This is a genomic window from Aquimarina intermedia (assembly GCF_008124785.1).
GTDB classification, from domain to species: Bacteria; Bacteroidota; Bacteroidia; order Flavobacteriales; family Flavobacteriaceae; genus Aquimarina; species Aquimarina intermedia.
Genome location: NZ_VNHU01000003.1, coordinates 384,904 through 408,324, shown reverse-complemented (window position 1 = coordinate 408,324; position 23,421 = coordinate 384,904). Strand labels below are relative to the sequence as shown.

Below are 23,421 nucleotides of genomic sequence, written 5' to 3'. Positions count from 1 at the left end.
CTGAATGTCGAATACCAAAATGTCGAATACTAAAGCTAGCGTGAGGAATTTCAAATGTAAAATAATAAATATAAAAGTATTTGTCACGGATTAAATTTCATTTGAGTTAAAAACGTCTTATGCAATTATAGTTTCCCCGCCCGTTTGAATCACATGTCTAAGTAGGCACCGAAAAGATGCGTTTGGGCGGGTTGGTTCATGTCATCCCGAGCGGAGCCGAGGGGTTGGGCGATGCAAAAAAGAAGAAACACTAGTTGAGTACTGAATATCGAACACCAAAGTGATAATTATAAATATAACTTAAGTCACGGCCTGATTACTGTTTCCATGACTCATGAATCCTGATTTCTTCGTTCTTTACTGCTAGATTTCCTATTACTTATAACCTTAACCACTTTACAGATATAAATCACTGATTAACAATAATTTGTATCTTAAAAAATGCGGGTATTTAAATAAAAACTGTATTTTAGTAAAACTTAAAACCAAATCTATCTCACTTGTTAACTTTAAGTTACATTTTCTTTACTATTTGAGGGGTAAAAAGATAATCTCTTTTAGCTAATGGTTATGCTTAATTAATGCAGAACAAAGGATATGAAAACAACACCATTAGTTCGTGTTCGCGATCGCGAATTGTCCCTTTGGCAATCGGTTGTCGCCGAAGAGGCCTTAAAAGAAACCGATCATAAATCAAAAAAAGAGGAAACACTCACTATAGCGGCTATGCAAGAACATCCCATGATTGCTGCTACCAACCGGCATATAGCAAAAGTATTTAAATCTGAATATGCGGCACCTGTTGGGCTTTCACAAACCCCACGAAAAGAGGCCTCGGCCGTCGTAAAACAATCCTATATATCTGAACTATGCTTTCATATGGCCAGAGCAACTATTCGCGAAGATCTGGAACAGTTAAAGGAATTAAAAGAAAAATATCGAAAATACAGCGATGATGATCCTGGGTTTTTAAAATGTATATTAGTTTATAAAGCTTTCCACGATACCTACAAGGGTGTTTTAAAATATAATAGCTGGGAAGGAAAAGGTATGGACTATGGACTCATAAAATACAAGATTCCAAACGATGCCAAGGTAGCTATTATAGGAGACTGGGGTACTGGTATGACAGACGCCTACCAGCTTTTAAAAACTTTGCTGTTTACCCATAATCCCGATGTACTCATTCATCTGGGGGATATCTATTATTCAGGGACTCCCTTTGAGTGCGCACAAAATTTTTCAAAGATTATTGACCTTGCATTTAAAAATTATGGTAAACGTATCCCCGTATTTTCCATTCCTGGTAATCATGATTATTACGCCTTTGGCTATGGGTATTACAAAATGATAAAAGGCTTAAATAAGAAGTTCCCCTCCGCCGTACAGGATTCAAGTTTTTTTTGCCTTCGCACCGAAGATAACCGCTGGCAATTTCTGGGTATGGATACCAGCTATTATGATTCGTACCCGCTTAACCAGATTGATACGTATTATGCCGGGCCCTGGCTTAGAAAAGATGAAATCGCTTGGCATTATGATAAACTTAAAAAATTTAAAGGAGCCTCTATTCTATTATCTCATCACCAGCTGTTTTCGGGTAATGCTAAGATAAACGGTACCTTTTCAAAATACGGATCCTATCCATATCTAAACAAATACCTGCTTGATACTTTCAGACCTTTTCTGGATAATAAAGTAGCTGCCTGGCTCTGGGGGCATGAGCACAACCAGGTTATCTTTAAAAATGGACTCTTTGGGTTGTCCAAAGGTAGACTTGTAGGCGCCAGTGCTTTCGAACAGCCCACCAAAACTGATCCTTATAAACTTAATTATAACAGTGTTCCCTTAAACACTAAATATAAATTAAAAATTGAAAATGGGTACTACAACCATAGTTATGCGATCATTGACCTGACCTACCGAGAGAACCCTGCTGGTTCTGTGAAGATCGAATATTACGAATATCCGTCTTGGGGTAAGGAAGTACCTGACCCCATCCCCGATACCCCCTTCAAAATGTTTGAAGAAAAAATTGCTCTTACTCCAAAACCAAAAGGAAATGCATTAAAGTACAAGCAAGATATAAAGGTCAATATGGAAGGTGGTATTGATTATATCATCAAAATTAAAAAAAATGCCGTCGGGGGGCAGTACTATCCCAGGGTTGGTAAAAAACCTATAAGAATGCAGCTTTTAGGAGGTAGCGGTAATGTCAAGGACGGTGATGTGGTACAGATCCAATCGTTAGAATCGGGACTTGGCCAGTACAATCTGTTGGGAGCCTTTAGCACACCTGCACTATATTATTATTACTCATGGGGCGATAATACTAAATGGATAATCAAAAAAGTAAATAAAAAAAAAGACACTACTATTTACGAAAGTGATGCGGTATATTTTATAAACAAAAAATATGATAATCAATACTTATGCCCTTTAATACAGGTGAATTATCGCGGGGCTACCTCATTGACTACTGATGAGAAAGTACCTGCTTGCTGGTATTTGAAAGTGTTTTAAAGTAAACTCATGTGTTATAAAAAATACAACTAAACTTTTTAGAGGAATATCTGTTGGTAGTTTTTTAAGCTTTCCGAAAAAGGGTAAGACTACACCTCATAGTAACTCCACATCCCTTTCTAACCGGTAATACAACCCAAACCATCTACATTTTTCAGTCAAATCCCTACAACTTAAGAGGTGATTCCCTGATAGGTTAAATAGCTGTTTACCTATTTATACAGCGGTAATAACTCCAATTAAAACAGATAACTATTTATAAGTCAGCTAATTAATGACATGATCATTTTCTATAAGTGTCATGCCTATTTTTAATAGGTCCGTTATATTGTATATTTGAATCTATCACGCATCAGTGTTGCAAACCGCGGTGTATGTCTGATGAGTAGCATAAGTAAACAACCTGTAAGAAGGTGTACTATCCCCAACGCCAATTACATTCCAAAGACCACCCATCGTAACGGGTTAGTAATAGCTATACTTGCTGTTTTATGTATTTAGATGGATGTAATAAAACCATAGGGGTAGTAGTAACAAAATGTTATATTATTAAAACCACAAGCAAATGAAAAATCTAAAAACATTGGCGCTTTGCGCTTTTATCGCGGGATGCATAGTAGCCTGCCAAAAAGAAGACCTCTCTGATACTACGGTAGAACAGATCAACTTGGAGGAAACTCAAGAACCCACCAAAACGCAGCTGGATAAACTGTTCAAAATGGGGGTCAATATAGAACAAGTCACTATACAAGATATTCCACTGCCGGACGGATCAAAAGAGAAATACCTGGTGTCCGGAGATATCACGATTCCCGTGGATGATTTAGCTGAATATCCGGATTTAAAATCATCGGATGGAAAAAATAAACAATATCATTCTGATTTTATTGTTGCACCCCCTTATCGAAATATACGGGTATTGGGTTGGACAGGTACAGGATCCAGTTTTGACTTGACTCCTAAGATGAGAACCGCATTATCCTGGGCAGTTGCCAACTATAACGCGTTGCCTAACACGCTTAATTTTACTCTCTCTTATGGCAATAACCAATCACAAGCAGATATGGTGGTGTACAGAGTCATTGGAGGAGCAGGAGGATCGGCAGGTTTTCCTACTTCGGCAGGTAGACCTAATCGTTATGTTCGTATTAACTCGGGATTGGATAGTGGCACCTATAGTTTAAACGTAGTAGAGCATGTAATTGGTCATGAAATAGGTCATAGTGTTGGCTTTAGACATCAGGACTGGTACAATCGTTGGAGTTGTGGATATACGGGACCACTTCCTGCAGAACCTTCAGTAAGTCCGGCAGCTATCTGGATTCCCGGAACCCCCTGGTCTCCGTATGCTGATTCTATCATGCTAGGTTGCTTTAATACCGGAGAAGATGGCGAATTTACCGCTTCAGATAGAGATGCCTTAAATATTTTGTATTAAACTCACTAGGGAACAATATGTACTTGATAAAAGGTAGTAAATTGAATTTGCTACCTTTTTTTGTGTTTCTTTTTTCTGATAGTTAAGTTTAAGTATTATGACACCCATTCCGTGTTTAAACTCCTTTAAATTTTTATAGTTTCGTATACTTTTAAAAGGTATAACCATGTCCGAATATCTCCCATTTTAACATTAGTTCGAAGCCTGTAGTTTTATTTAAAAACATAAAAGAATTCCTGAAAAAAATAGCTGCTGCCGGTTAATTTAATAGTATTCCTTGAAAAATAGGAATATAATAACATTTATGCCTGTTTTTTTATAAAAGCTTTGGGAAATCCTGCATAGCTAAAATAGTACTTTAGAAGTTCTATTTATTTCCAAATACATACCAAAACCACACCATAAAATTTACTCTAAAATAACAAACCAAAATTTAAATTCACACATTTAAAATCATGGAAAAAGAAGAAAAAAACGCTAAAAAAGATTCTAAAAAAATTAAAGATTTATCAGCTTCTTACAAAGATGGAAGTAACAAACCCTTGACTACTAATCAAGGTCTTAAAGTTAATGACACCAATAATTCTTTAAAATCGGGAGAACGAGGATCCACCTTGCTAGAGGATTTTCTGCTTCGCGAAAAGATTAATAACTTTGATCATGAAAGGATTCCGGAGCGTATTGTTCATGCAAGGGGAAGTGCTGCACATGGTTATTTTGAGCTTTATGATAGCATTGAGGAATATACTAAAGCAGGAATTTTTACGGATACTAAAAGAAAGACCCCAGTATTTGTGCGCTTTTCGACAGTGGCCGGGTCAAAAGGATCTCCTGATTTAGCGCGTGATGTACGTGGATTTGCGGTTAAATTTTATACAGAAGAAGGTACCTGGGATCTGGTAGGTAACAATATGCCAATCTTTTTTATACAAGATGCTATGAAATTTCCGGATTTGATTCATTCGGTTAAGCCTGAACCTAATAAAGAAATACCGCAGGCAGCCTCGGCGCATGATACCTTTTATGATTTCGTCTCACTGACTACCGAGACCTTACATAACCATATCTGGGCAATGAGTGATCGTGCTATCCCAAGAAGTTACCGTATGATGGAAGGATTTGGTATTCATACCTTCAGACTTATTAATAAAGAAGGAAAGTCTCACTTTGTCAAATTTCACTGGAAACCTAAATTAGGCGTGCATTCGGTTACTTGGGATGAGGCTGTTAAGATTAACGGAGCGGACTCTGATTTTCATCGTAGAGATCTCTGGGATGCTATCGAAGCGGGGGAATATCCTGAATGGGAGTTGGGTTTACAAATTATACCTCAGGAGGATGAGCATAAATTTGATTTTGATCTATTGGATGCAACCAAACTCATTCCTGAAGAAATGGTACCGGTGAAGATTGTGGGTAAAATGACGTTAAATAAAAACCCGGAAAATTTCTTTGCAGAAACGGAGCAGGTAGCCTTCTTGCCCGGTCACATTGTTCCGGGAATTGATTTCTCAAATGATCCCTTATTACAAGGTCGTTTATTTTCATATCGTGATACGCAACTATCCCGACTTGGGAGTGTGAACTTTCATCAAATCCCAATTAATCGACCGGTAGTTAACACCCACAACAATCAAAGAGATGGTCATATGCAAATGGATATTCCGAAAGGACAAACAGCATATTTCCCTAATTCTCTTGGAGGAGGGTGTCCCTATTTGTCTAAAATAGCTGAAGGTGGATTTGATTCGTATGAAGAACGTATTGATGCTAAAAAAATTCGTACCCGTAGTGAAAGTTTCAGTGACCATTTTTCGCAACCTGCTTTGTTTTATAGAAGTTTAGCTTCTTGGGAAAAAAATCATGTTGCGAATGCATACACCTTTGAATTAGGCAAATGTATGCATAAACACATCCAACAGAGAATGTTGTGGTTAATTCAGCAGATTGATGAAGATTTGGCTAAAAAGGTTTCAGATGGGTTGGGTATTGATATTCCAGATGATATTGAACGTCCGATCAATCAAGCGATAGGTGCAGACGCAGATGTAGATAAACACCAACCCGGGCCTAAAAAGATATACTTGGACAGTTCGCCGGCTTTAAGTCAGGCAAACACCAAATTCGATAGCGTAGCTACCCGTCAAATTGCGGCCTTGGTAGCCGATGGTTTTAATATGGATGCATTTAAACCGGTAAAAGAATTGTTAGAAAAAGAAGGCGCTATGGTGAAATTGATTGCTCCAACAGGAGGTACTGTTTTATGTAATCATGATACAGAACACGAAGTAGATGCGTCGATTATGACAACCGAAAGTGTACTGTATGATGCGGTTTATGTAGCCGGAGGCGAAGAATCAGTCGAAAAACTTCTGAAAAATTCGAAATATATAAAATTCATTAATGAAGCTTTTAAGCACTGTAAAGCGATTGCAGCCGATAAGGAAGGAGAAAAGCTAATTGATACGTCTTATGTGAAAGAATATAAGGATGACCAGGCTGTTTTCATTAATAAAAAGCCGAAGGCATTTAGAGATGCCATCGCAAAACACAGAAATTGGGATCGAATGGAAGTTACCGATTCCATTCCGGTATAATAACAGAATCCGGAGATGACTCTTTTGAAGCTATCTCCGGATACTAACGAATAAGTAAGAGTACTAGCTTAGGTACTTTCGCTAATTGTATAATTTAATTTGAGCATTATGAGTAGAGCTTTTGTAAAAGAAGATGATCATGAAGAAGTACCCATAATTCCGCCCAGAGCCCATTTACCCGAAGGTTTTGTGAACTATGTCACACCTGTAGGAATGGAGTTGTTACTTACAGAGAGAAAAACATTGTTGGCTAAGAGAGCTTCCTTGAATATTGATGATGAAAAAGACAGAAGATTTGCCATAGCGATGCTTGACGGTAAATCACAACTCCTCAATAGTCGAATTGCTACGGCCAAAGTTGTACATCCGACCACACATCATACGAATGATACCGTGAGATTTGGTGCTACAATAACCTTAAAAATCATGGAATCGGGAAAAAGCGAAGTTTTTCGAATTGTTGGGGTAGATGAAGCTAATATTGCTAAGAAGAAGATAGCCTATACCTCTCCAATGGCTAGAATATTGATTAACAAATCTGAAGGAGATACTGCCACCTTAATTCTTGAAAGAGGATGCAGAGTTTTTGAAATACAAAAAATCACGTATAAGTAGCGCTTTAATAAGGAGTTATTAATTAATAATTTAGAGGACTTGAAGTGAATATTTTTTAAATAACAGTCCATTTCTAAAAAATATGTTAAATTTACGCCTTTAAAAGCCCATTAACATGAACAAGATAGTATTATTAGTAGTAACATTGATTATGACTACCAGCTTTGCTGCCATAGGAAATAATCCAATTGAAGAAACGACAGTAACCTACAACGGACAATCGGATAAGGCGTATTACTTTACGAATAAAGAAACCGGGAAGGTAATGGAAATTACTTTTGTAAGTAAAAAAGCTATTTCTAAATTTGATTTAAGTGCCAAAGAAAACATAGGTAAAACTTTCTTAATCACTTATGAAAAAGATCAAATTGAGGTAAGCAACCCTAATAATCCATCGGATGCAGAGGTAAAACAATATAAGCACCGACTTATTCTGACAGATATTAAAGCTGTAGAATAACTAAGATATTAACTGAGATTTTAGCAAAAACCTGATAAAACGATCAGGTTTTTTTTACTTATTATTTGAAGGTAATCATGTGTATTCTAGCCTATTCGCTTAGACCATTTGTGTAAATTGATAACACACTTGTCACGGCCATGATAGCTAATATTAAAATCTCAGAAAAGTTGGAGCTTTCATATACTATAGCCGTAATCAAATGGTATATTGAATACCCCTAATAAAATTGCCCAAACGAAAGAAGTTTGCTTGAACCAGTACTTAGATAGTTCCAGAGTCGCCAGGCAAAACAGAAATGCCACGCCTTCAAATAAAACTCGATAGAGGTGGTGCTCAACAGGAACCTCTCCTGTAACTCATACTGAACAGTAAAACTAGAATGGTGGTTAGATATTTCATTATTCTTATTTAAATTGATTTAAAATAGTATGAATTTCTGCAGCAAAAGTAATTCACAGGAATCAACAACACAACTTTAATTAGACTAAATCTAAATAATATTAAATTAATAATTGAAAGGGTCAGGGTATATATATGATAACTTGTACACTACGTAGAACTCAAGCAAACGAAAATTTTAAGAATGTATAAGGTTCAAATTGTTTCATAGTTACTACTATAGCTGGCAATCAATTATTTCTCTAAAAGTAAAAACTTTATAAAAACTCATTTAAAATTAGATTGTTAGCAATAATTTTCATTACTACAAAGTAAAACACTATCTTTGCACACTCTTACCAGTATCGGTTAAAACACTTTAAATACACGAATGGCAAAATCGCAACAGACATTTAATAAAATTGAAAAAGAAAAAAAGCGCTTAAAAAAGCGTGAAGAGAAGGCTAAAAAAATGGAAGCTCGTAGAGCTGAAGCAAAAGAAAACGGGAAAAAAGGAATTGAATTTGCTTATGTTGATCATAATGGAAATTTGACCGACACCCCACCAGATCCTTCAAAAAAAATTAAGGTGGATCTTGAAAGTATCGAAATTAATATTCCAAAAACCCTGGAGAGTGAAAAGGAAAAAATTGATCCCGTAAGAAAAGGATCTGTTTCTTTCTTTGATTCATCAAAAGGATTTGGCTTTATTATCGATTCAGAAAATCAAGAGAAATACTTTACACATGTGAGTGGACTAATTGACGAAATTAGTGAGAATGATAAAGTAACTTTTGAACTTGAAAAAGGAATGAAGGGAATGAATGCTGTAAAAGTAACATTGCAAAAGTAACATCTAAGTTCGCAATTTGATACATTTTCGGTATAAACACCTTTTTAAAAGCAAATAATTCAATTAATTGATTATTATTTGAATTATTGGTATCATCTTTGCGTTATACAAAATAATATAAATTTAATTACATTATAATGAGTAAAGGAACAGTAAAATTTTTCAACGAGACTAAAGGTTTCGGTTTTATCACTGAAGAAGGCGTTGAAAAAGACCATTTTGTACACATTTCTGGATTAATTGATGAAGTTCGCGAAGGTGACGAAGTATCTTTTGATCTTAAAGAAGGAAACAAAGGATTGAATGCAGTAAACGTAAAGGTTATCTAGATATATATAATACTTCAATGTTTATAAAAAGAGGTTGTCTGATAAAGGTAGCCTCTTTTTTTTATTCAAATTTTTACTCCGAATTTAACGTCTTCTATTGGTACATGACTGTATTTGCCTATCACAGAATTGTTCTCCAGTTGGAGCCTAAAAGGTTATGTCTGTTTCACGAAATTCCGGCGTTCTAACTGAAAACTACTCAACCCATAGTTTGCCGACAACTTGACTTTCAAATTTAATGAGATTCTTGAAGGTTTGATTGCAGCATCAGCTTATAAAGTTATTGATTATGCTTAAATTAGTAGCTTATTAACCTTACGACATACCTGTGATGCATAAGCTTACGATACATGATAGATTTACTAAGGAATTACCTGCAGATCCTAGCACAGAAAACAGTAGAAGACAAGTTACCGAAGCTTGTTTCTCGTACGTAAAGCCTAGGAAAACTTCAGATCCAAAACTACTACATGTTTCTACAGAAATGCTCAAGTCCTTAGGGCTGGATAACACAGATGCACAAAGTGATGATTTTTTAAAGATTTTTACGGGTAATGCACTTTTACCAAATACAAGTCCGTATGCCATGTGTTACGGAGGTCATCAATTTGGAAATTGGGCCGGACAACTGGGCGATGGTCGCGCCATCAATTTAGCAGAAGTAGCCCATAAAGGAAAAACCTGGACCTTACAGCTAAAAGGAGCAGGAGAAACACCGTATTCAAGAACGGCCGATGGACTGGCAGTGTTGCGTTCTTCAGTTCGTGAATATTTGTGTAGCGAAGCGATGTATCATCTGGGCGTTCCAACAACCAGAGCTTTATCCTTGGCGCTTTCAGGAGATCAGGTGTTACGAGATGTGATGTATGATGGTAATGCAGCCTATGAAAAGGGAGCTATTGTGTGTAGGGTAGCAGCATCATTTCTACGCTTTGGAAGTTATGAAATATTAGCTGCGCGTCAAGATCATAAGACCTTACAAATACTCGTCGATTATACTATTAAACATCATTTCCCGCATATAGGAGCTCCATCTAAAACAACATACCTTCAATTTTTTAAAGAAGTTGTGGATAGAAGTTTAACCATGGTTTTACATTGGCAACGTGTAGGTTTTGTCCATGGTGTTATGAATACTGATAATATGTCAATTCTTGGTCTAACAATAGATTACGGGCCATACGGTTGGTTAGAAGGCTATGATCATGGGTGGACACCCAATACCACAGACAGGCAATATCGTCGCTATCGATATGGTACACAACCAGACTTAGTATTATGGAATCTCTACAAGTTAGCCAACGCTTTGTATCCTTTAATTCAGGATGTGGAACCACTTGAGGCAATTTTAAATGAATATGACCAAGATTTAAAGGAAGGTTATTTGAATATGATGAAATCTAAAATTGGGCTATCCGAAATAAATGCTGAGGATGCACAATTGATTACGGAGCTGGAAGCTGTGCTACAACGCTCTGAAACAGATATGACTATCTTCTTCCGAAAGTTATCAAACTTGAGAAAAGAAAATGCGGAGGAAGGGTTAAGTACCATTTTTGAAGCTTTTTACCAACCTGATGAAATAAAAGATGAGATTAAAACAACGTGGGAACAGTGGTTTTTGAGTTATCACGAACGCTTACAAAAAGAAAATATGAATGATCAAAAACGTAAAGAAGTTATGGATTCGGTCAACCCAAAATATGTACTACGTAATTATATGGCGCAGCTAGCCATTGACCAAGCCGATAAGGGGAACTATGCGATGATTGATGAACTCTATCAATTGCTTAAAAAACCCTATGACGAACAACCTGAAAACGAAAAATGGTTTGTAAAGCGACCGGAATGGGCAAGAAACAAAGTAGGATGCTCCATGCTCTCCTGTAGTTCGTAGCATGAATATAATTTCAAGAAACAGCAACATTTCCTGTTCTACGTGCGATTGGTACTATTAGTTTATGAATACAAAATCAATCCCACTCCCAACATAATACCGAATAACGGGATCAACTTCTTACGCTTATTCTTTTCTTTAAAAATCAGTCCACCTAGAACAACCGCAATAAGTATTTGGCTACGTTTTATGGCAGACAGCAACATGATGAGCGCCTCCGGATCTTGTAGTGCTTTAAAATAAAAATAATCTGCTGCCTGTAATAAGACACCAACAGCGGGAATCGTCCAGCGCCATTTGAACGCAGCTCTTTTTTCTGGTCTAGGGAATAAAGTAACTGATAAAATGACACAAAGTATCAAAACCGTATACCAGCAAAACCAAAATTGAAGCGTTTGCGGAGTTAAACTTAAATTCTGAATTAAAAATTTATCATATAGACCGCTGGATGCTCCCAAAAAAGTTGCTCCGATAATGGCAAATATCCATTTGTTGCTTTTAAAATGGATACCTTCTTTCCTTCCTATATTAGCATATAAAAGAACCGAAAGAATGATCATAAAAAAGCCAATCCATTGTAAAGACTTAGGTTGTTCTTGATAAATTAAAATAGCACCTATAAAGGTGAAAAAAGGACCGGCAGAACGTATAGGAGTTACAATGGTAATTGGTAGATGTTTTAAAGCTTGATAAGCCAATACCCATGAAGATGCCATAAGTAATGATTTGATCACGATGAAACCATGAGTGCTCCATGGAATTTCGGTAATATGCAACCCTATACTTTTTGTTAACTCAGGTAAATAAGTAGAACCAATATATAATGGTAGAAGCATCAAAAAACCGGAACCAATAGTACCTAACAGTACAGGAAACACTTCGTTATCACGAACTGCATCCTTTTTACACAAATTATGTAATCCTAGAAACAAAGCAGCCAAAAGGCCTAAATACATCCACATCGCGCGAAGATAGTTTTTTTAGAAAATTTGAGCCGAAAAAAAAACTTATAAATTCAGATAGCGCAACTAGAGATATGGGGAGCCTTTTTAATGAAATTCAAAACTTAGCTAAACCAGCAGTTATTAATAAGTCAATCAAAATATTGAAATTCAAAAATATATCTGTACATTTATTGTGATATTTTTAATAACCTAAATAGTATAGTCATGAAAAAAACACTTTTAAAATTTAACGGAGTAAAAGAATTATCAAAAAACGATCAGCAAAAAATTGGTGGAAGTGCAAGTTCAAGTCGACCTTGTGGAGGTGATGGTTCCTTTATATATCAGAACGGTGAGAAGGTATGTTGTTATCAACCTTGGAGTGGTCAATATATTTGCTAATTATAAGTATGTAAAAAATACTTGAAAATCTAAAACTGCTTAGAAATCTTTTTTTGAGCAGTTTTTTTATGCTCAATATTATTTTTGACGGTATTTTATATGAAAAATGGTCAAATTCAGGATAAATACATTTATAAATCGTAAAAAACTCAATTAATTGAAAACCATGCCTTGTTCCATATTATAAGCCTTAACTTTGCAGTAATTATTAAATAAATAAGACAATTTATGAGTACAGTAAAACCTAATGATACCGTAAAGGTACATTATACAGGAAAACTAAACAATGGAAATGTATTTGATAGTTCTTTAGAAAGAGAACCTCTTGAAGTGCAGCTAGGAAAAGGAAGTCTTATTCCGGGATTCGAAAACGGATTAGTTGATATGGCTGTAAATGAAAAGAAAACTATTACTATAGCAAAAGAAGAGGCTTATGGTGAGGTTAGAGAGGATCTATTTCATAAAGTACCAAAGGCAGAACTTCCACAAGATATTAAACCAGAAGTAGGAATGGGACTTGTCGGTTCTAACGCCGAAGGCGGTCAGCAACAATTTAGAATTGCTGATATTAAAGAAGATCATATCGTTATCGATGCGAATCATCCCTTAGCCGGAGAAGATTTAACATTCGAACTTGAGCTTTTAGCGATTAGCTAGTCCAAGTAATATATATTAAATTAGGAACGCCCGACGTGTTACACGTCAGGCGTTTTTTTTATATAATAAATAAAAAATTACTTACCCTGAAAGCTTTTAAAGTTCTGTTAAACAATGTTTTGTAATCTTTTTATTAATTAATTTTAAGAATAAATTTATGGAATCTGGTGGATCTATATAATCCTTAAGTTTTCTTATATAGATAGGTGTAAACTCAATGATCATCCGGTTGTTGAGTATACAATTATCAAAAACAGTAGGATATAAAAACACAATCATTGTATTCACAATACTAAATATTCCATGGAGTCAATCCTTAATACAAATGAAACGTATCCTTTTTCTTATCGGTATCTGTATAATTTTGCTTTCTTGTAAGTCATCAAAGTCCACAGCAGCTCAAATTGAGACATTGGACGATATTATCCAATCTCAAAAGTTCACTATTGAGTCAACGTGGGCGTATCCACAACTCACAAACGCTGTGCAACAAGTACTTAATTCAGGTTTAATGCTACCCGGTAATACGGCGAACTCAATTTCTTTAATCGGTAACAGCAACTTTTTGACTATATCCGGCGATAGTATCTCGTCTTTTTTACCCTATTATGGAGAACGACAAATGCAAATCGATTACAGCGGGAGAGATAATGCCATACAATTAAATGGCACCATAAACGCATATCAGGCAACTAAAAACAAAGATAACAGCTATTCCATCAATTTTGAAGCAAAAAATAATTCTGAGAATTTTCAGGTATTCCTTAAATTATATCCGAATTTAAAAGCAAACCTTATATTGAATGGAAATTCCAGATTTCCAATCAGGTATTCAGGTAACTTATTATCACACCCTGAACAGAAAACAAAATAATTTTTTTTGTATTTATCGTAGTTGTCCAGAACAAAAAAGTATCTGAATAACTCAACAACTACACGTTGCACCTCATAATTAATTTTTTAAATTTTATAGTGAATCCTATGCATATAATTCTTTTATAACGAAACGAAATCCTCGTTCAGATTATTTCAAAAGTAAAAGTTGGATACACATTTCAAGAATAAGTGAACATATATGTCACATAGTCAAACTTGTAGATTTCATGAAATAGCACTATAATTGAAATTAAATTTTGATGTATCACCTTAAATTATTCTTTATCATAAAGTAATTTTCCTATTCAATATTGAATTGACGCTTTTATATGATAAGATACATCCTAACTAAATGTTTATGGTATAAGGCAATATAGTACCTACAAAGTAAAATTAGTTTTTGGAGAAGAAGTATGAAAAAACTACCGCAAAAAGTCGTTTTAGAAAATGAAAAGAAAGAAGGTTAGATGTCGTTATGATTGTTCATGCCTAAAAACGAGTAAACATCATAAATAAGTAACGATACTATGCGCCCTGAAAAAAATACGTATGATTATGTAATTATTGGTAGTGGATTTGGTGGATCCGTAAGTGCATTACGTTTAGCCGAAAAGGGTTATAGTGTCCTGATTATTGAAAAAGGAAAGTGGTTTACAGGTAAAGACTTTCCTAAAACCAACTGGAATTTAAAAAAATGGCTTTGGGAACCTAGAATAGGCTTGTTCGGTTTTTTTAAAATGACCTATCTAAATCATGTCAGTATTCTTTCTGGGGTGGGTGTAGGAGGTGGATCTTTGACCTATGCTAATACACTTCCAATTCCTAAACCGGCATTTTTTAAAACCGGGAGTTGGGCAGGTCTCGACAACTGGGAAGAAGCATTGAAGCCGCATTACCAAGAAGCGCTTCGTATGCTCGGAGCTACACAAAATAAAACTTTTGGACCTGCAGACGAAGCGATAAAAGAACTGGCAAAATCTATGGACAAAGAGGCTGACTTTTCCGCTTCTCAAGTTGCAGTGTATTTTGGTCAACCCGGAAAAACTGTACCTGACCCATATTTTGACGGAAAAGGTCCCGACAGAACCGGATGTATACATTGTGGAGCTTGTATGACGGGGTGTCGGCATAATGCAAAAAATACCTTGGATAAAAATTATCTGTACTTCGCACAACAATTTGGGGCAACCATTATAGCTGAATCTGAAGTATATGATATACAACCTATTGACAAGAAACGAGGTGATACAGGCTATACCATTTACTATAAAAAGAGTACAGGCAAAGGTAGAAAACAGCAAGTCAGAGCCAAAAATGTTATTTTCTCCGGTGGGGTGATGGGTACAGTACCTTTATTGTTACAAATGAAAGCTAAAGGTTCGTTACCAAATCTTTCAGACAAAGTAGGATGCAATATTCGTACTAATAATGAGTCTTTGTTGGTGGTTACGTCTACCGAAAAAAACACGAAAGATTATACAAAAGGTATCGCCATAGGCTCCATTTTAGAAACTGATAAAAATAGCCATCTGGAACCTGTTCGTTACGGCAAAGGTTCCGGTTTTTTTAGACTGCTTACAATTCCGCTAGTGCATAACAAAAATGTATTACTACGATTATTGGGTGTGTTTGGGGTTTTCTTGAAGCATCCATGGCGTAGTATAAAAACGTTATTTACGCGTAACTATGGGAAGCGAACTACTGTACTACTTTTTATGCAGACCTTAGACAGTACCTTACAACTTAAACTTGGGAAGATTACCAAACTTAGAACAACTACCGAAACCGGCGAAGCGCCCAGCGGATTTATTCCCGAAGCTTCAACGCTAGCAAAAATGTATGGTGAAAAAGTTAAAGGAATTCCGTACGCCAATTTTACTGATGTGTTACTGGGTACCCCGACAACTGCTCACATCTTGGGTGGAGCAGTCATGGGGAAGGATCCGGAAACAGGCGTCATCGATAAAGACAATCGAGTTTTTGGATACCATAACCTGATGATATGTGATGGGTCAATGATTTCGGCAAACCCCGGCGTGAATCCTTCCTTGTCCATTACGGCAATTACAGAACTTGCCATGAGCAAAATTCCGGTAAAAAAGGATTAAGACACACTCTTCTCAGAGCTTTCCAACGTTAAATCGCTTAAGGTGTAATGACTACTAACTAATTAAAATTTCCAGATAAAGAATGAAGCAATTTAATTTGGCACCGTATTATAGTGCACATAAAATCTTTACTAGATTCGTCTTTAAAGTTTACATTCCATAACTGTTACTTTATCCAATGTATCAAAGGCGGTATAAATCCAGAGACTATCCTTAGAATAAGGACATAATTTTATATAGGAAACGAAAGGATTTATCATTTTTAATTTTATATCTACGCTTATTTTTACTATATTTAAGTACCTCTTAACTACATAGTTGACTCTATCATCTTACAAATTCCTATTTAGAAGCAAGAATCAAAAAAAAATCTAATAAGTAAGAATATATCTTATTCAGATTTAATTAAACTAATTCCTACCCCATATAAAACTCTTTGATCGCTAAGTTATTGCTAAATCTAAAAGAGAGTTCAAGCTTTTAAAATTAATTTAAAATAACTATATAAATATGGATGAATTAGAAGCATACATAAAAACCCTGGAGCTTTCAAAAAATGATTCAAAAATCATGTCTTTTGAAATGCCATTTCGAAAATCAAGACAGGTATCCTTACAATCTGGATCAGAAACTGATAAAGATGAGGCCTTTATGAATTACAAGGCTTTAGACTCTTTTGTATCAGGCATCTCAAAGCAAAAACAGGAAGATGTGTTAAATTCCATGTTATTAGCTCAAAGAGCTGCTCAAAAAGCTTTTCCTAACCGTGATCAAGTAAAGGATTGGTATGAAAAATATTTTGAGGTTTTATCCAAAATTGGATGGACAATGGAACAACATAATTTCAAAAATTTTGAAACGGACAGCTCTATTTTCGAAATAGAAAAAGCAATTCTAGGAATTATAAGTGCAGCACTAACTGGAAACCAATTAGCAATTGTAGTTAAAACCTTAGAAGCACTAAAATCTTTAAATGATAATGATTCTAGATTTGTTGCTTTCGAAAAAAATACTCATGGTTTAAATGAAGGATCTTTTCAACTAGGAATGGCAACCGAAAACAATGGTGCCGTTGCAGTTACTTTAAGTGCCTTTTTATTAAAAACTGATAATAGAATTAAAAAAATTCTATTTTTTAAATCAGGAAAAGATGAGACTCGAATGGATTATTACCTTACTAAGATGACATTATTAGAATCCAAATTTGATCAAGCTAGACCTTTTATTTTAAAGAAACTAAATGATGATATCGATGATTATATTTCAAATCTTGACATCTAATGTATGAAAACATTAAAACGAAATCAAACGCATAGGCAAGTATTATTTCTTCAAAAGCTACTACAAAAAATAGGGTATACACTCCCAATAACTGGTTTTTTTGATGAGCTTACAGATCGTTTTGTACGAGATTTTCAGCAAAAACAGCCCTTAGGTGTAGATGGTATTGTTGGCACAAAAACTTGGAAACATTTACTTACTAAGCATTATGATTTTAGTCTAAACATCAAAAATTACATACTTACTAATAATGAATGGTTTCCTGATTATATTGAGAAGGATACTATTTATCTCCATCATACTGCAGGTTTACACCGACCAGATTATACAATAGATTGGTGGGAAAAAGATTCCCCACCAGGCAAAGTTTATCGTGTGGGAACATCATTTGTAATAGGAAGAAAAGCTTTAAATGGAGATTCTAAATGGGATAGCGTCACGTATCGAGCTTTTAATGAAATTTATTGGTGTCATCATTTAGGAACTAAATTCTCGAATAACAAACAGCTTAATCAAAAATCTATTGGAATTGAAATTTGTTGTTTAGGACCGTTGGTTTTGGAAGACAATGAATTCTATTATAAAGGTAACCATCGTACAATTAAGGTTCCAGCAAATAATGTATGTACTCTGGAAAGTCCTTGGAGAGGACATCTTTATTTTCAGAAATACACAGATGCACAAATCGAAGAATGTAAACGACTTATATTGACTTTAGCTTTTATTTTCGACATCCCTCTTGCAAACATTAGTTATAACAGGAAATGGTTTGATTTGCATCAAGATGCAAAAGATGGAAAACCTGGTGTATGGGCTCATTGTAATGTAAGAGCTGATAAAACTGATTGTTTTCCTCAACCTGAATTAATTAGTATGCTCAATTCTTTATACGAAGACGCTAAAACCTTTCTGCCAAGTCAAAATTCCTTAGAATCATTTAAATCCAACTTTGTTAAGAAGAATGATCTAAATAATCCTGAGATTGAACATTATACAGAAGATTTAAATTTTACCGAATACAATGGATATTACAGCAAATGAAATAAGAAAACTTTCGCACTATATTGATGTGAACTATACGCTAAATAAATTAGATTCTTTGATGCTAACAAGAATAGCTAGGAGCGATTTTAAAATAAGGAACATGTTCAGTAACAATGATAATTTTAGTCAGGATTTGCCAATATTTATATCAAATTTAAGTAGTAATAATAGGAACTTTATTCCATTCCTATTTGCATTACAATCTGATACTGATGACGCTGATATTGTCAATCAAATAATTTTTGACCATGGACTTTCTCTACAGATTTACGAAAACAATATTCCAAACCAAAACCCACAGAAAGCATCCGTTAAAGCATTGCAAAATTTATTGAACGCCAGCCCAATGTTAGATACTGATGTCCTTTTAAAGGGTCTTGCTAGAAATAAGCGTTGTGTATGTCGAGTAGAAGTTTTCAACGAACAAGGTAAGATGATACCTGGAACCGGTTTTTTGGTTAGCCCAAATCAAGTCCTAACCAATTATCACGTTATTGAACCCGTTTTGAACACTCCTGAACTATTAGAACGTGTGAAATGTCGCTTCGACTATGAAAAATCAATTAATAACACGGAATTCACCTCAGGTACAGAATTTCAAATATCTCAAGACAATCCGGTAGCCCTTAGTAGTAATTATAGTTCTTACGACGACTATGGTGAACCAAACCTAAATATAGAATATCCAAAAGATCAATGTGATTATGCACTTCTTAACCTTGAAGAAAAAGTAGGTGAATTGCCATTTGGACTTAATGCAGAAAACACTTTTAACGGTAAAGAAAGAGGATGGATTAATTTGAAAAAATACGATGACGAGAATAATAGAAATGTACTTATCCTTCAACATCCTGAGGGTCAATCTCAAAAACTGGCTATTGGTTTAAATAAAATTATCGGTTTTTCAAGTCAAAAAAGACGGTTTAGATATGAAGTAAACACGATGCATGGCTCTTCTGGTGCCCCTGTATTTAATGAGAAATTTGAATTGATAGGATTACACAATATGGGAGATCCACGTTACATACCAGAATTTAATCAAGGTATAAATATCAATACGATACTAATTGATCTTAGTATAAAAAACTATAATCCAACAATATGCACGGGTTAATAAATACTTTATTTGATGCCAAATTATTAAGTAGTCTCACAGCAGCTGTAAGGCATGTTTTTTCAAATTCACAAAGTTTAAATAGCTATGTTATTCTTATTGATGTAAGCACTTACCAAATGTTAGCAATTGATGCACCGTATCAGGTTGCCCTGCCTCAGTACCTTTTTGCTCTAAAAAACGAAGGAGAACTAGGTGTGTTTACCCTTAAATTTATTGAGAAAATTAAAGAAAATCAAATCGAAGGTGATCAGGTAATCGCGCGTTTCTTAGGAAAATTTAATTCCTATGTATCCAGAGACAACTATGATATTATTAATGGACTTAATACGAATCACTTTCAATCCGTATTATTTAAAGCTACTAATTTGCCTTTTTTAGATAGAACGGACTTTAGAGCTAAATTTTATCATGCATTAAATTGCAATAAAGGCGAGGTTATTTTTGTAAAAGGCGAAAAACAAAGCGGCATGTCTTATTTAAAAGAATACTTTTTAGATGTCTGCGATAAATTTGACTTCCTTGAATTTAGAGAAATAAATGTATTTAGATATTTAGAAGTTCCAGCAGCTGCAAGTGAGCAGGGTCTTCATTTAGCAAAAATAATGGCAGCAAATTTCAACTTGGATACTAATTTGGGTATTGAAGAGATAGAGGATTTAAAATTCATTAGATTTTGTGAACTACTAAGAACTAAGTTTTTAAAAATGGATAAAATACCCTTAGTCTTTATTCACGATTTTCACAAAATAACAAATCTATTGAACGATGTAAACAATTTTCTTTATGAGCTGATAAAAAGAGTCGTTGAAACATTTCCAAAAGCAATTTTTGTAATAGCAGGATTTTCTTATGAAAATTTATCTGAATGGGATTCCGACCTATCTAACAAATGCGAGGTGTATGAAATGGAAAATATTAGCCAGGATGATCTTAAAAACTTTGCAGCTATAGTGTATCAAAAATACAAAGCAAAAATAGATAAACTCTATAAAGAAAGTGACACTAATTTTGAAGATGCTTTTGTTAAGCGACTTTTACCCTTTAGCAAAACAAGTGTCTCAAAATTAGCTGAAGTTATTAGAAGTGATATTAAAATATTCGAGAGCCATGACTGAATTCAATCTTAACGATTTTTTAGGTGACCCTAATATTTCTGACAACAGCTATATAAGTGAATCCATCTTTAAAAAGGCTGCTTTAAAGCATGATTTCAATATAGAGAATGACTTTACAGAATTTAAACAAGAGGATATAGATCTTCTTAAAGACCGCTCTGTTCTTAAAGTCGATGGCAATAGCCAATTGAATGATCTAGATCAAAAGAAAATACTTCAAAAACTTATTAACAACAACGAATTACAAGATACTATATCGCTTTTTGATCTTAACAACGCAATATTTTCAGAATTGCTATTTAAAGTTTTGAGAAAAGAAAAGATAGGCGTTGAAGCGCTATCAAACGAACAGATTTACTATTATGGTAGGGTTCTTAAGCTAATACCTGGTAATGACAGTGCCCAAATATCGTTAAAGAGCTATTTAGAAAAAAAACATTTTTTTTCTAAATTTAAAAAGCCGATCCAAGAATTCGCTGGCAGAAAAAAAGAATTAACAATTTTAAAAAATTATGTTGATTGGCTTCCAGCTTCTGGTTTTTTATCTAAAGTGGAAAAAGTAATTCGTTATGTAACCGATTGGCATCAAAAGAAGTTCTTACTTATCAAAGGTATTGGGGGTATTGGTAAAACCGCATTGATTTCCAAATTTATAGATAATCATAGTATTATAAAGAAAAGCCAAACCTTACCTTTTGTATATATAGACTTTGATTTAATTGGCTTTTCAATAGAAGAACCATTAAACTTTTTAATAGAGGGTTTGAAACAGTTAGAATTTCAGTTTCCAAATCAAAATGAGGCTTTAAAATCTATACGAATCGATATTTCAAAATCACTCAATAAGGACAGTAGTAGAGGTTATCACTCTAGAGCTTCGAACGAGTTTAGCAGGGAATATTTATTTGACAGATTTAGAAAGATGCACAAAAATAAAATTGAAAGTATTAAAACTCCTGTCCTGATTGTTTTTGATTCTTTTGAAGAAATGCAATACAGAGCATCACACTACGAATTAATTGAATTTTTTGAATTCATTAAAGTAATTTCAGACTACATTCCTAGAATTCGACCAATATTTGTTGGACGCGCTGAAATGAGTGAATCAATCGATGAGTTCGACTTTTATGAATTACGTATTGAGGAATTTGACAAAGAATCAGCAAACGTCATTTTAGATAACAATGGGGTAGGTGATAAAAAAGCAAGAGACCGTATTTATCAACAGTTAGGAGGTAATCCGCTTGTTCTTAATTTGGCTGCGAACCTTTATAAAAAGTCACCAGAGTTTATATATTCAAAACAACTTCATAAAAGAGCCGAAATACAAGAGTATCTTGTTGGACGAATATTACAACATATACATGACCCGAAAGCTAGAGATATTGCTGTTCCTGGATTATTAGTGCGAAAAGTTAACCCTAATGTAATTAGAGACATTTTAGCTAAAGCTTGTGGAATAGTCAAAAATTCTCAAGAATTATCATTTGAAAAAGCCGAAGAAATTTTTAAAATATTGAAGAAAGAATCTTTTCTTATGCAAAGTTCAAATAATGAAAATGAGTTTATTTTTAGACAAGATCTAAGAATTGCTTGCGAGAAAATGATCCTCGCAAAATATTCAGAAGAGGCTAAAATGATTCATAGAGCAGCAATAAAATTTTATAAAGACAAACCTGAAGATAGAACTGAATACAATTATCACGTATTAAAGCTAAAAGAGCATTCTGATTTCATCGAAGAAAACCTGGATATCAGAATAGATCTTGAGAGCGCAGAAATGTTACAAAATTCTGCACATGAACTTTCAGATAAATCTCAATTAAGTATCAAAAATATTTATGGATCCAAAGCTTCCTTGGATATGCTTGAAACTGCAGGGAGTGAAAGCGCTTCAAAATACTACACCCGACAAATGGAAGAAGTACTTCTTGCTGATTTCAGGAAGATGACATCACTACACGATGAAATTAGTCAGACATCGTTTTTGAAAACTTATTGCAAATATGATGAGTTCTTATTTATTTATGCCACACTCAAACAGCGTTTAGGCAAGTTTAATGAGTCGATTGAATTGGTTTATCATAAAAAACAAGTAAGAACAAGTAATGACCTGAAAGACATTTATAACCACTCAACCTTTCTTTTCTTACTCGCCGAAAACTATCTATATCTAAAAAAATATGAGGATGTATATAAAAATTTATCCATAATCAACAATTTTTTAGAGGAAGCACAAGAGCGAGTTTTTTTAGGTCCAATGGCAGTGAAGTTCATGACTTTGCGTCTTAAGGTAATTTACTTATTAAATATTTCAAAATCAAGATTAAGTTTAAAAACAAATCAATTGCTCAAGGATGAGTTTTTAGATCTTGCCGATCAGAATATTGGAAATAATAATTTTGAGAAATATATAATTGAAATCACTCAAGACCGTCCTAAATTAAATGTAAAGTGGATATATCTCTTTACCGAGATTTATAAGAGTAAGGAGCCTATATTTTTTTTTGATTCAGATGTGTTTGAGAACTATCTTGATGACTTGCATAGGAAGGCTAAAAATAATAAGGAGCTTGAGTATATCTGCAAGAACGAACTGGATGTGTTTTTAAAAGATATTACCTTAGAAGGTCATTTTAAAGTATTAATTTTTGATTTTGCTATGGCTTTAGAAGTTTCAAATTTAAATAGACCAAGAAAATTAAGGTATCAGTAGTTATTTTTATATCTAAGTTATTGATGATCAACTATATACCAAGTAGTGAAGAATTAGATAACATACTT

Annotated in this window: 18 protein-coding genes; 17 read left to right on the top strand and 1 reads right to left on the bottom strand. The window is 34.4% G+C overall.

The annotated features are described in order from the left end of the window. Positions 1 to 597 precede the first annotated feature (597 nt). The 8 genes from BD809_RS07180 (at position 598) to BD809_RS07145 (ending at position 11,093) form a co-directional block, all read left to right on the top strand. Positions 598 to 2,523, top strand: a complete 1,926-nt coding sequence (locus tag BD809_RS07180) for a metallophosphoesterase family protein (RefSeq protein WP_148782288.1) — start codon at positions 598 to 600, stop codon at positions 2,521 to 2,523. A 565-nt stretch (positions 2,524 to 3,088) separates the two neighbouring features. Next, entirely contained in the window at positions 3,089 to 3,961 is an 873-nt protein-coding gene (locus BD809_RS07175; protein WP_148782287.1) for a M57 family metalloprotease, read from the top strand. A 455-nt stretch (positions 3,962 to 4,416) separates the two neighbouring features. Beyond that, complete coding sequence (locus BD809_RS07170) at positions 4,417 to 6,558, top strand: catalase (protein WP_148782286.1); 2,142 nt, start codon at positions 4,417 to 4,419, stop codon at positions 6,556 to 6,558. 108 nt (positions 6,559 to 6,666) lie between these two features. Further along, on the top strand, positions 6,667 to 7,173 hold the full coding sequence (locus BD809_RS07165; protein WP_148782285.1) for a GreA/GreB family elongation factor: 507 nt from the start codon (positions 6,667 to 6,669) through the stop codon (positions 7,171 to 7,173). 115 nt (positions 7,174 to 7,288) lie between these two features. Then, on the top strand, positions 7,289 to 7,633 hold the full coding sequence (locus tag BD809_RS07160; protein ID WP_148782284.1) for a hypothetical protein: 345 nt from the start codon (positions 7,289 to 7,291) through the stop codon (positions 7,631 to 7,633). Positions 7,634 to 8,405: 772 nt separating this feature from the next. Further along, positions 8,406 to 8,867, top strand: a complete 462-nt coding sequence (locus tag BD809_RS07155) for a cold-shock protein (RefSeq protein WP_148782283.1) — start codon at positions 8,406 to 8,408, stop codon at positions 8,865 to 8,867. A 137-nt stretch (positions 8,868 to 9,004) separates the two neighbouring features. Further along, positions 9,005 to 9,196 (top strand): cold-shock protein, encoded by a 192-nt coding sequence (locus tag BD809_RS07150; protein ID WP_148782282.1) that lies wholly within the window; start codon positions 9,005 to 9,007, stop codon positions 9,194 to 9,196. 331 nt (positions 9,197 to 9,527) lie between these two features. Further along, on the top strand, positions 9,528 to 11,093 hold the full coding sequence (locus BD809_RS07145; protein ID WP_148782310.1) for a protein adenylyltransferase SelO: 1,566 nt from the start codon (positions 9,528 to 9,530) through the stop codon (positions 11,091 to 11,093). Between the two features lie 62 nt (positions 11,094 to 11,155). Here BD809_RS07145 and BD809_RS07140 read toward each other — a convergent pair whose 3' ends face one another. Further along, on the bottom strand, positions 11,156 to 12,055 hold the full coding sequence (locus BD809_RS07140; RefSeq protein ID WP_148782281.1) for a DMT family transporter: 900 nt from the start codon (positions 12,053 to 12,055) through the stop codon (positions 11,156 to 11,158). 207 nt (positions 12,056 to 12,262) lie between these two features. Here BD809_RS07140 and BD809_RS15570 point away from each other — a divergent pair, with 207 nt between their 5' ends. From BD809_RS15570 to BD809_RS07100, 9 genes are all read left to right on the top strand, one after another. Continuing rightward, on the top strand, positions 12,263 to 12,439 hold the full coding sequence (locus BD809_RS15570) for a hypothetical protein (protein WP_170251790.1): 177 nt from the start codon (positions 12,263 to 12,265) through the stop codon (positions 12,437 to 12,439). A gap of 228 nt (positions 12,440 to 12,667) precedes the next feature. Then, entirely contained in the window at positions 12,668 to 13,096 is a 429-nt protein-coding gene (locus BD809_RS07135) for an FKBP-type peptidyl-prolyl cis-trans isomerase (RefSeq protein WP_148782280.1), read from the top strand. 325 nt (positions 13,097 to 13,421) lie between these two features. Continuing rightward, positions 13,422 to 13,970: a DUF4251 domain-containing protein gene (locus tag BD809_RS07130; RefSeq protein WP_170251788.1), complete on the top strand. Its 549-nt coding sequence runs from the start codon at positions 13,422 to 13,424 to the stop codon at positions 13,968 to 13,970. Between the two features lie 529 nt (positions 13,971 to 14,499). Then, positions 14,500 to 16,080: a GMC oxidoreductase gene (locus tag BD809_RS07125; protein ID WP_148782278.1), complete on the top strand. Its 1,581-nt coding sequence runs from the start codon at positions 14,500 to 14,502 to the stop codon at positions 16,078 to 16,080. 510 nt (positions 16,081 to 16,590) lie between these two features. After that, entirely contained in the window at positions 16,591 to 17,361 is a 771-nt protein-coding gene (locus BD809_RS07120; protein ID WP_148782277.1) for a hypothetical protein, read from the top strand. A gap of 3 nt (positions 17,362 to 17,364) precedes the next feature. Next, positions 17,365 to 18,402: a peptidoglycan recognition protein family protein gene (locus BD809_RS07115; protein ID WP_148782276.1), complete on the top strand. Its 1,038-nt coding sequence runs from the start codon at positions 17,365 to 17,367 to the stop codon at positions 18,400 to 18,402. 103 nt (positions 18,403 to 18,505) lie between these two features. Then, positions 18,506 to 19,519: a trypsin-like serine peptidase gene (locus tag BD809_RS07110; protein ID WP_211356700.1), complete on the top strand. Its 1,014-nt coding sequence runs from the start codon at positions 18,506 to 18,508 to the stop codon at positions 19,517 to 19,519. Beyond that, complete coding sequence (locus BD809_RS07105; RefSeq protein WP_148782274.1) at positions 19,507 to 20,637, top strand: hypothetical protein; 1,131 nt, start codon at positions 19,507 to 19,509, stop codon at positions 20,635 to 20,637. The genes BD809_RS07110 and BD809_RS07105 overlap by 13 nt, the downstream gene beginning before the upstream one ends. Next, complete coding sequence (locus BD809_RS07100) at positions 20,606 to 23,353, top strand: NACHT domain-containing protein (RefSeq protein ID WP_170251785.1); 2,748 nt, start codon at positions 20,606 to 20,608, stop codon at positions 23,351 to 23,353. The genes BD809_RS07105 and BD809_RS07100 overlap by 32 nt, the downstream gene beginning before the upstream one ends. Positions 23,354 to 23,421 lie beyond the last annotated feature (68 nt).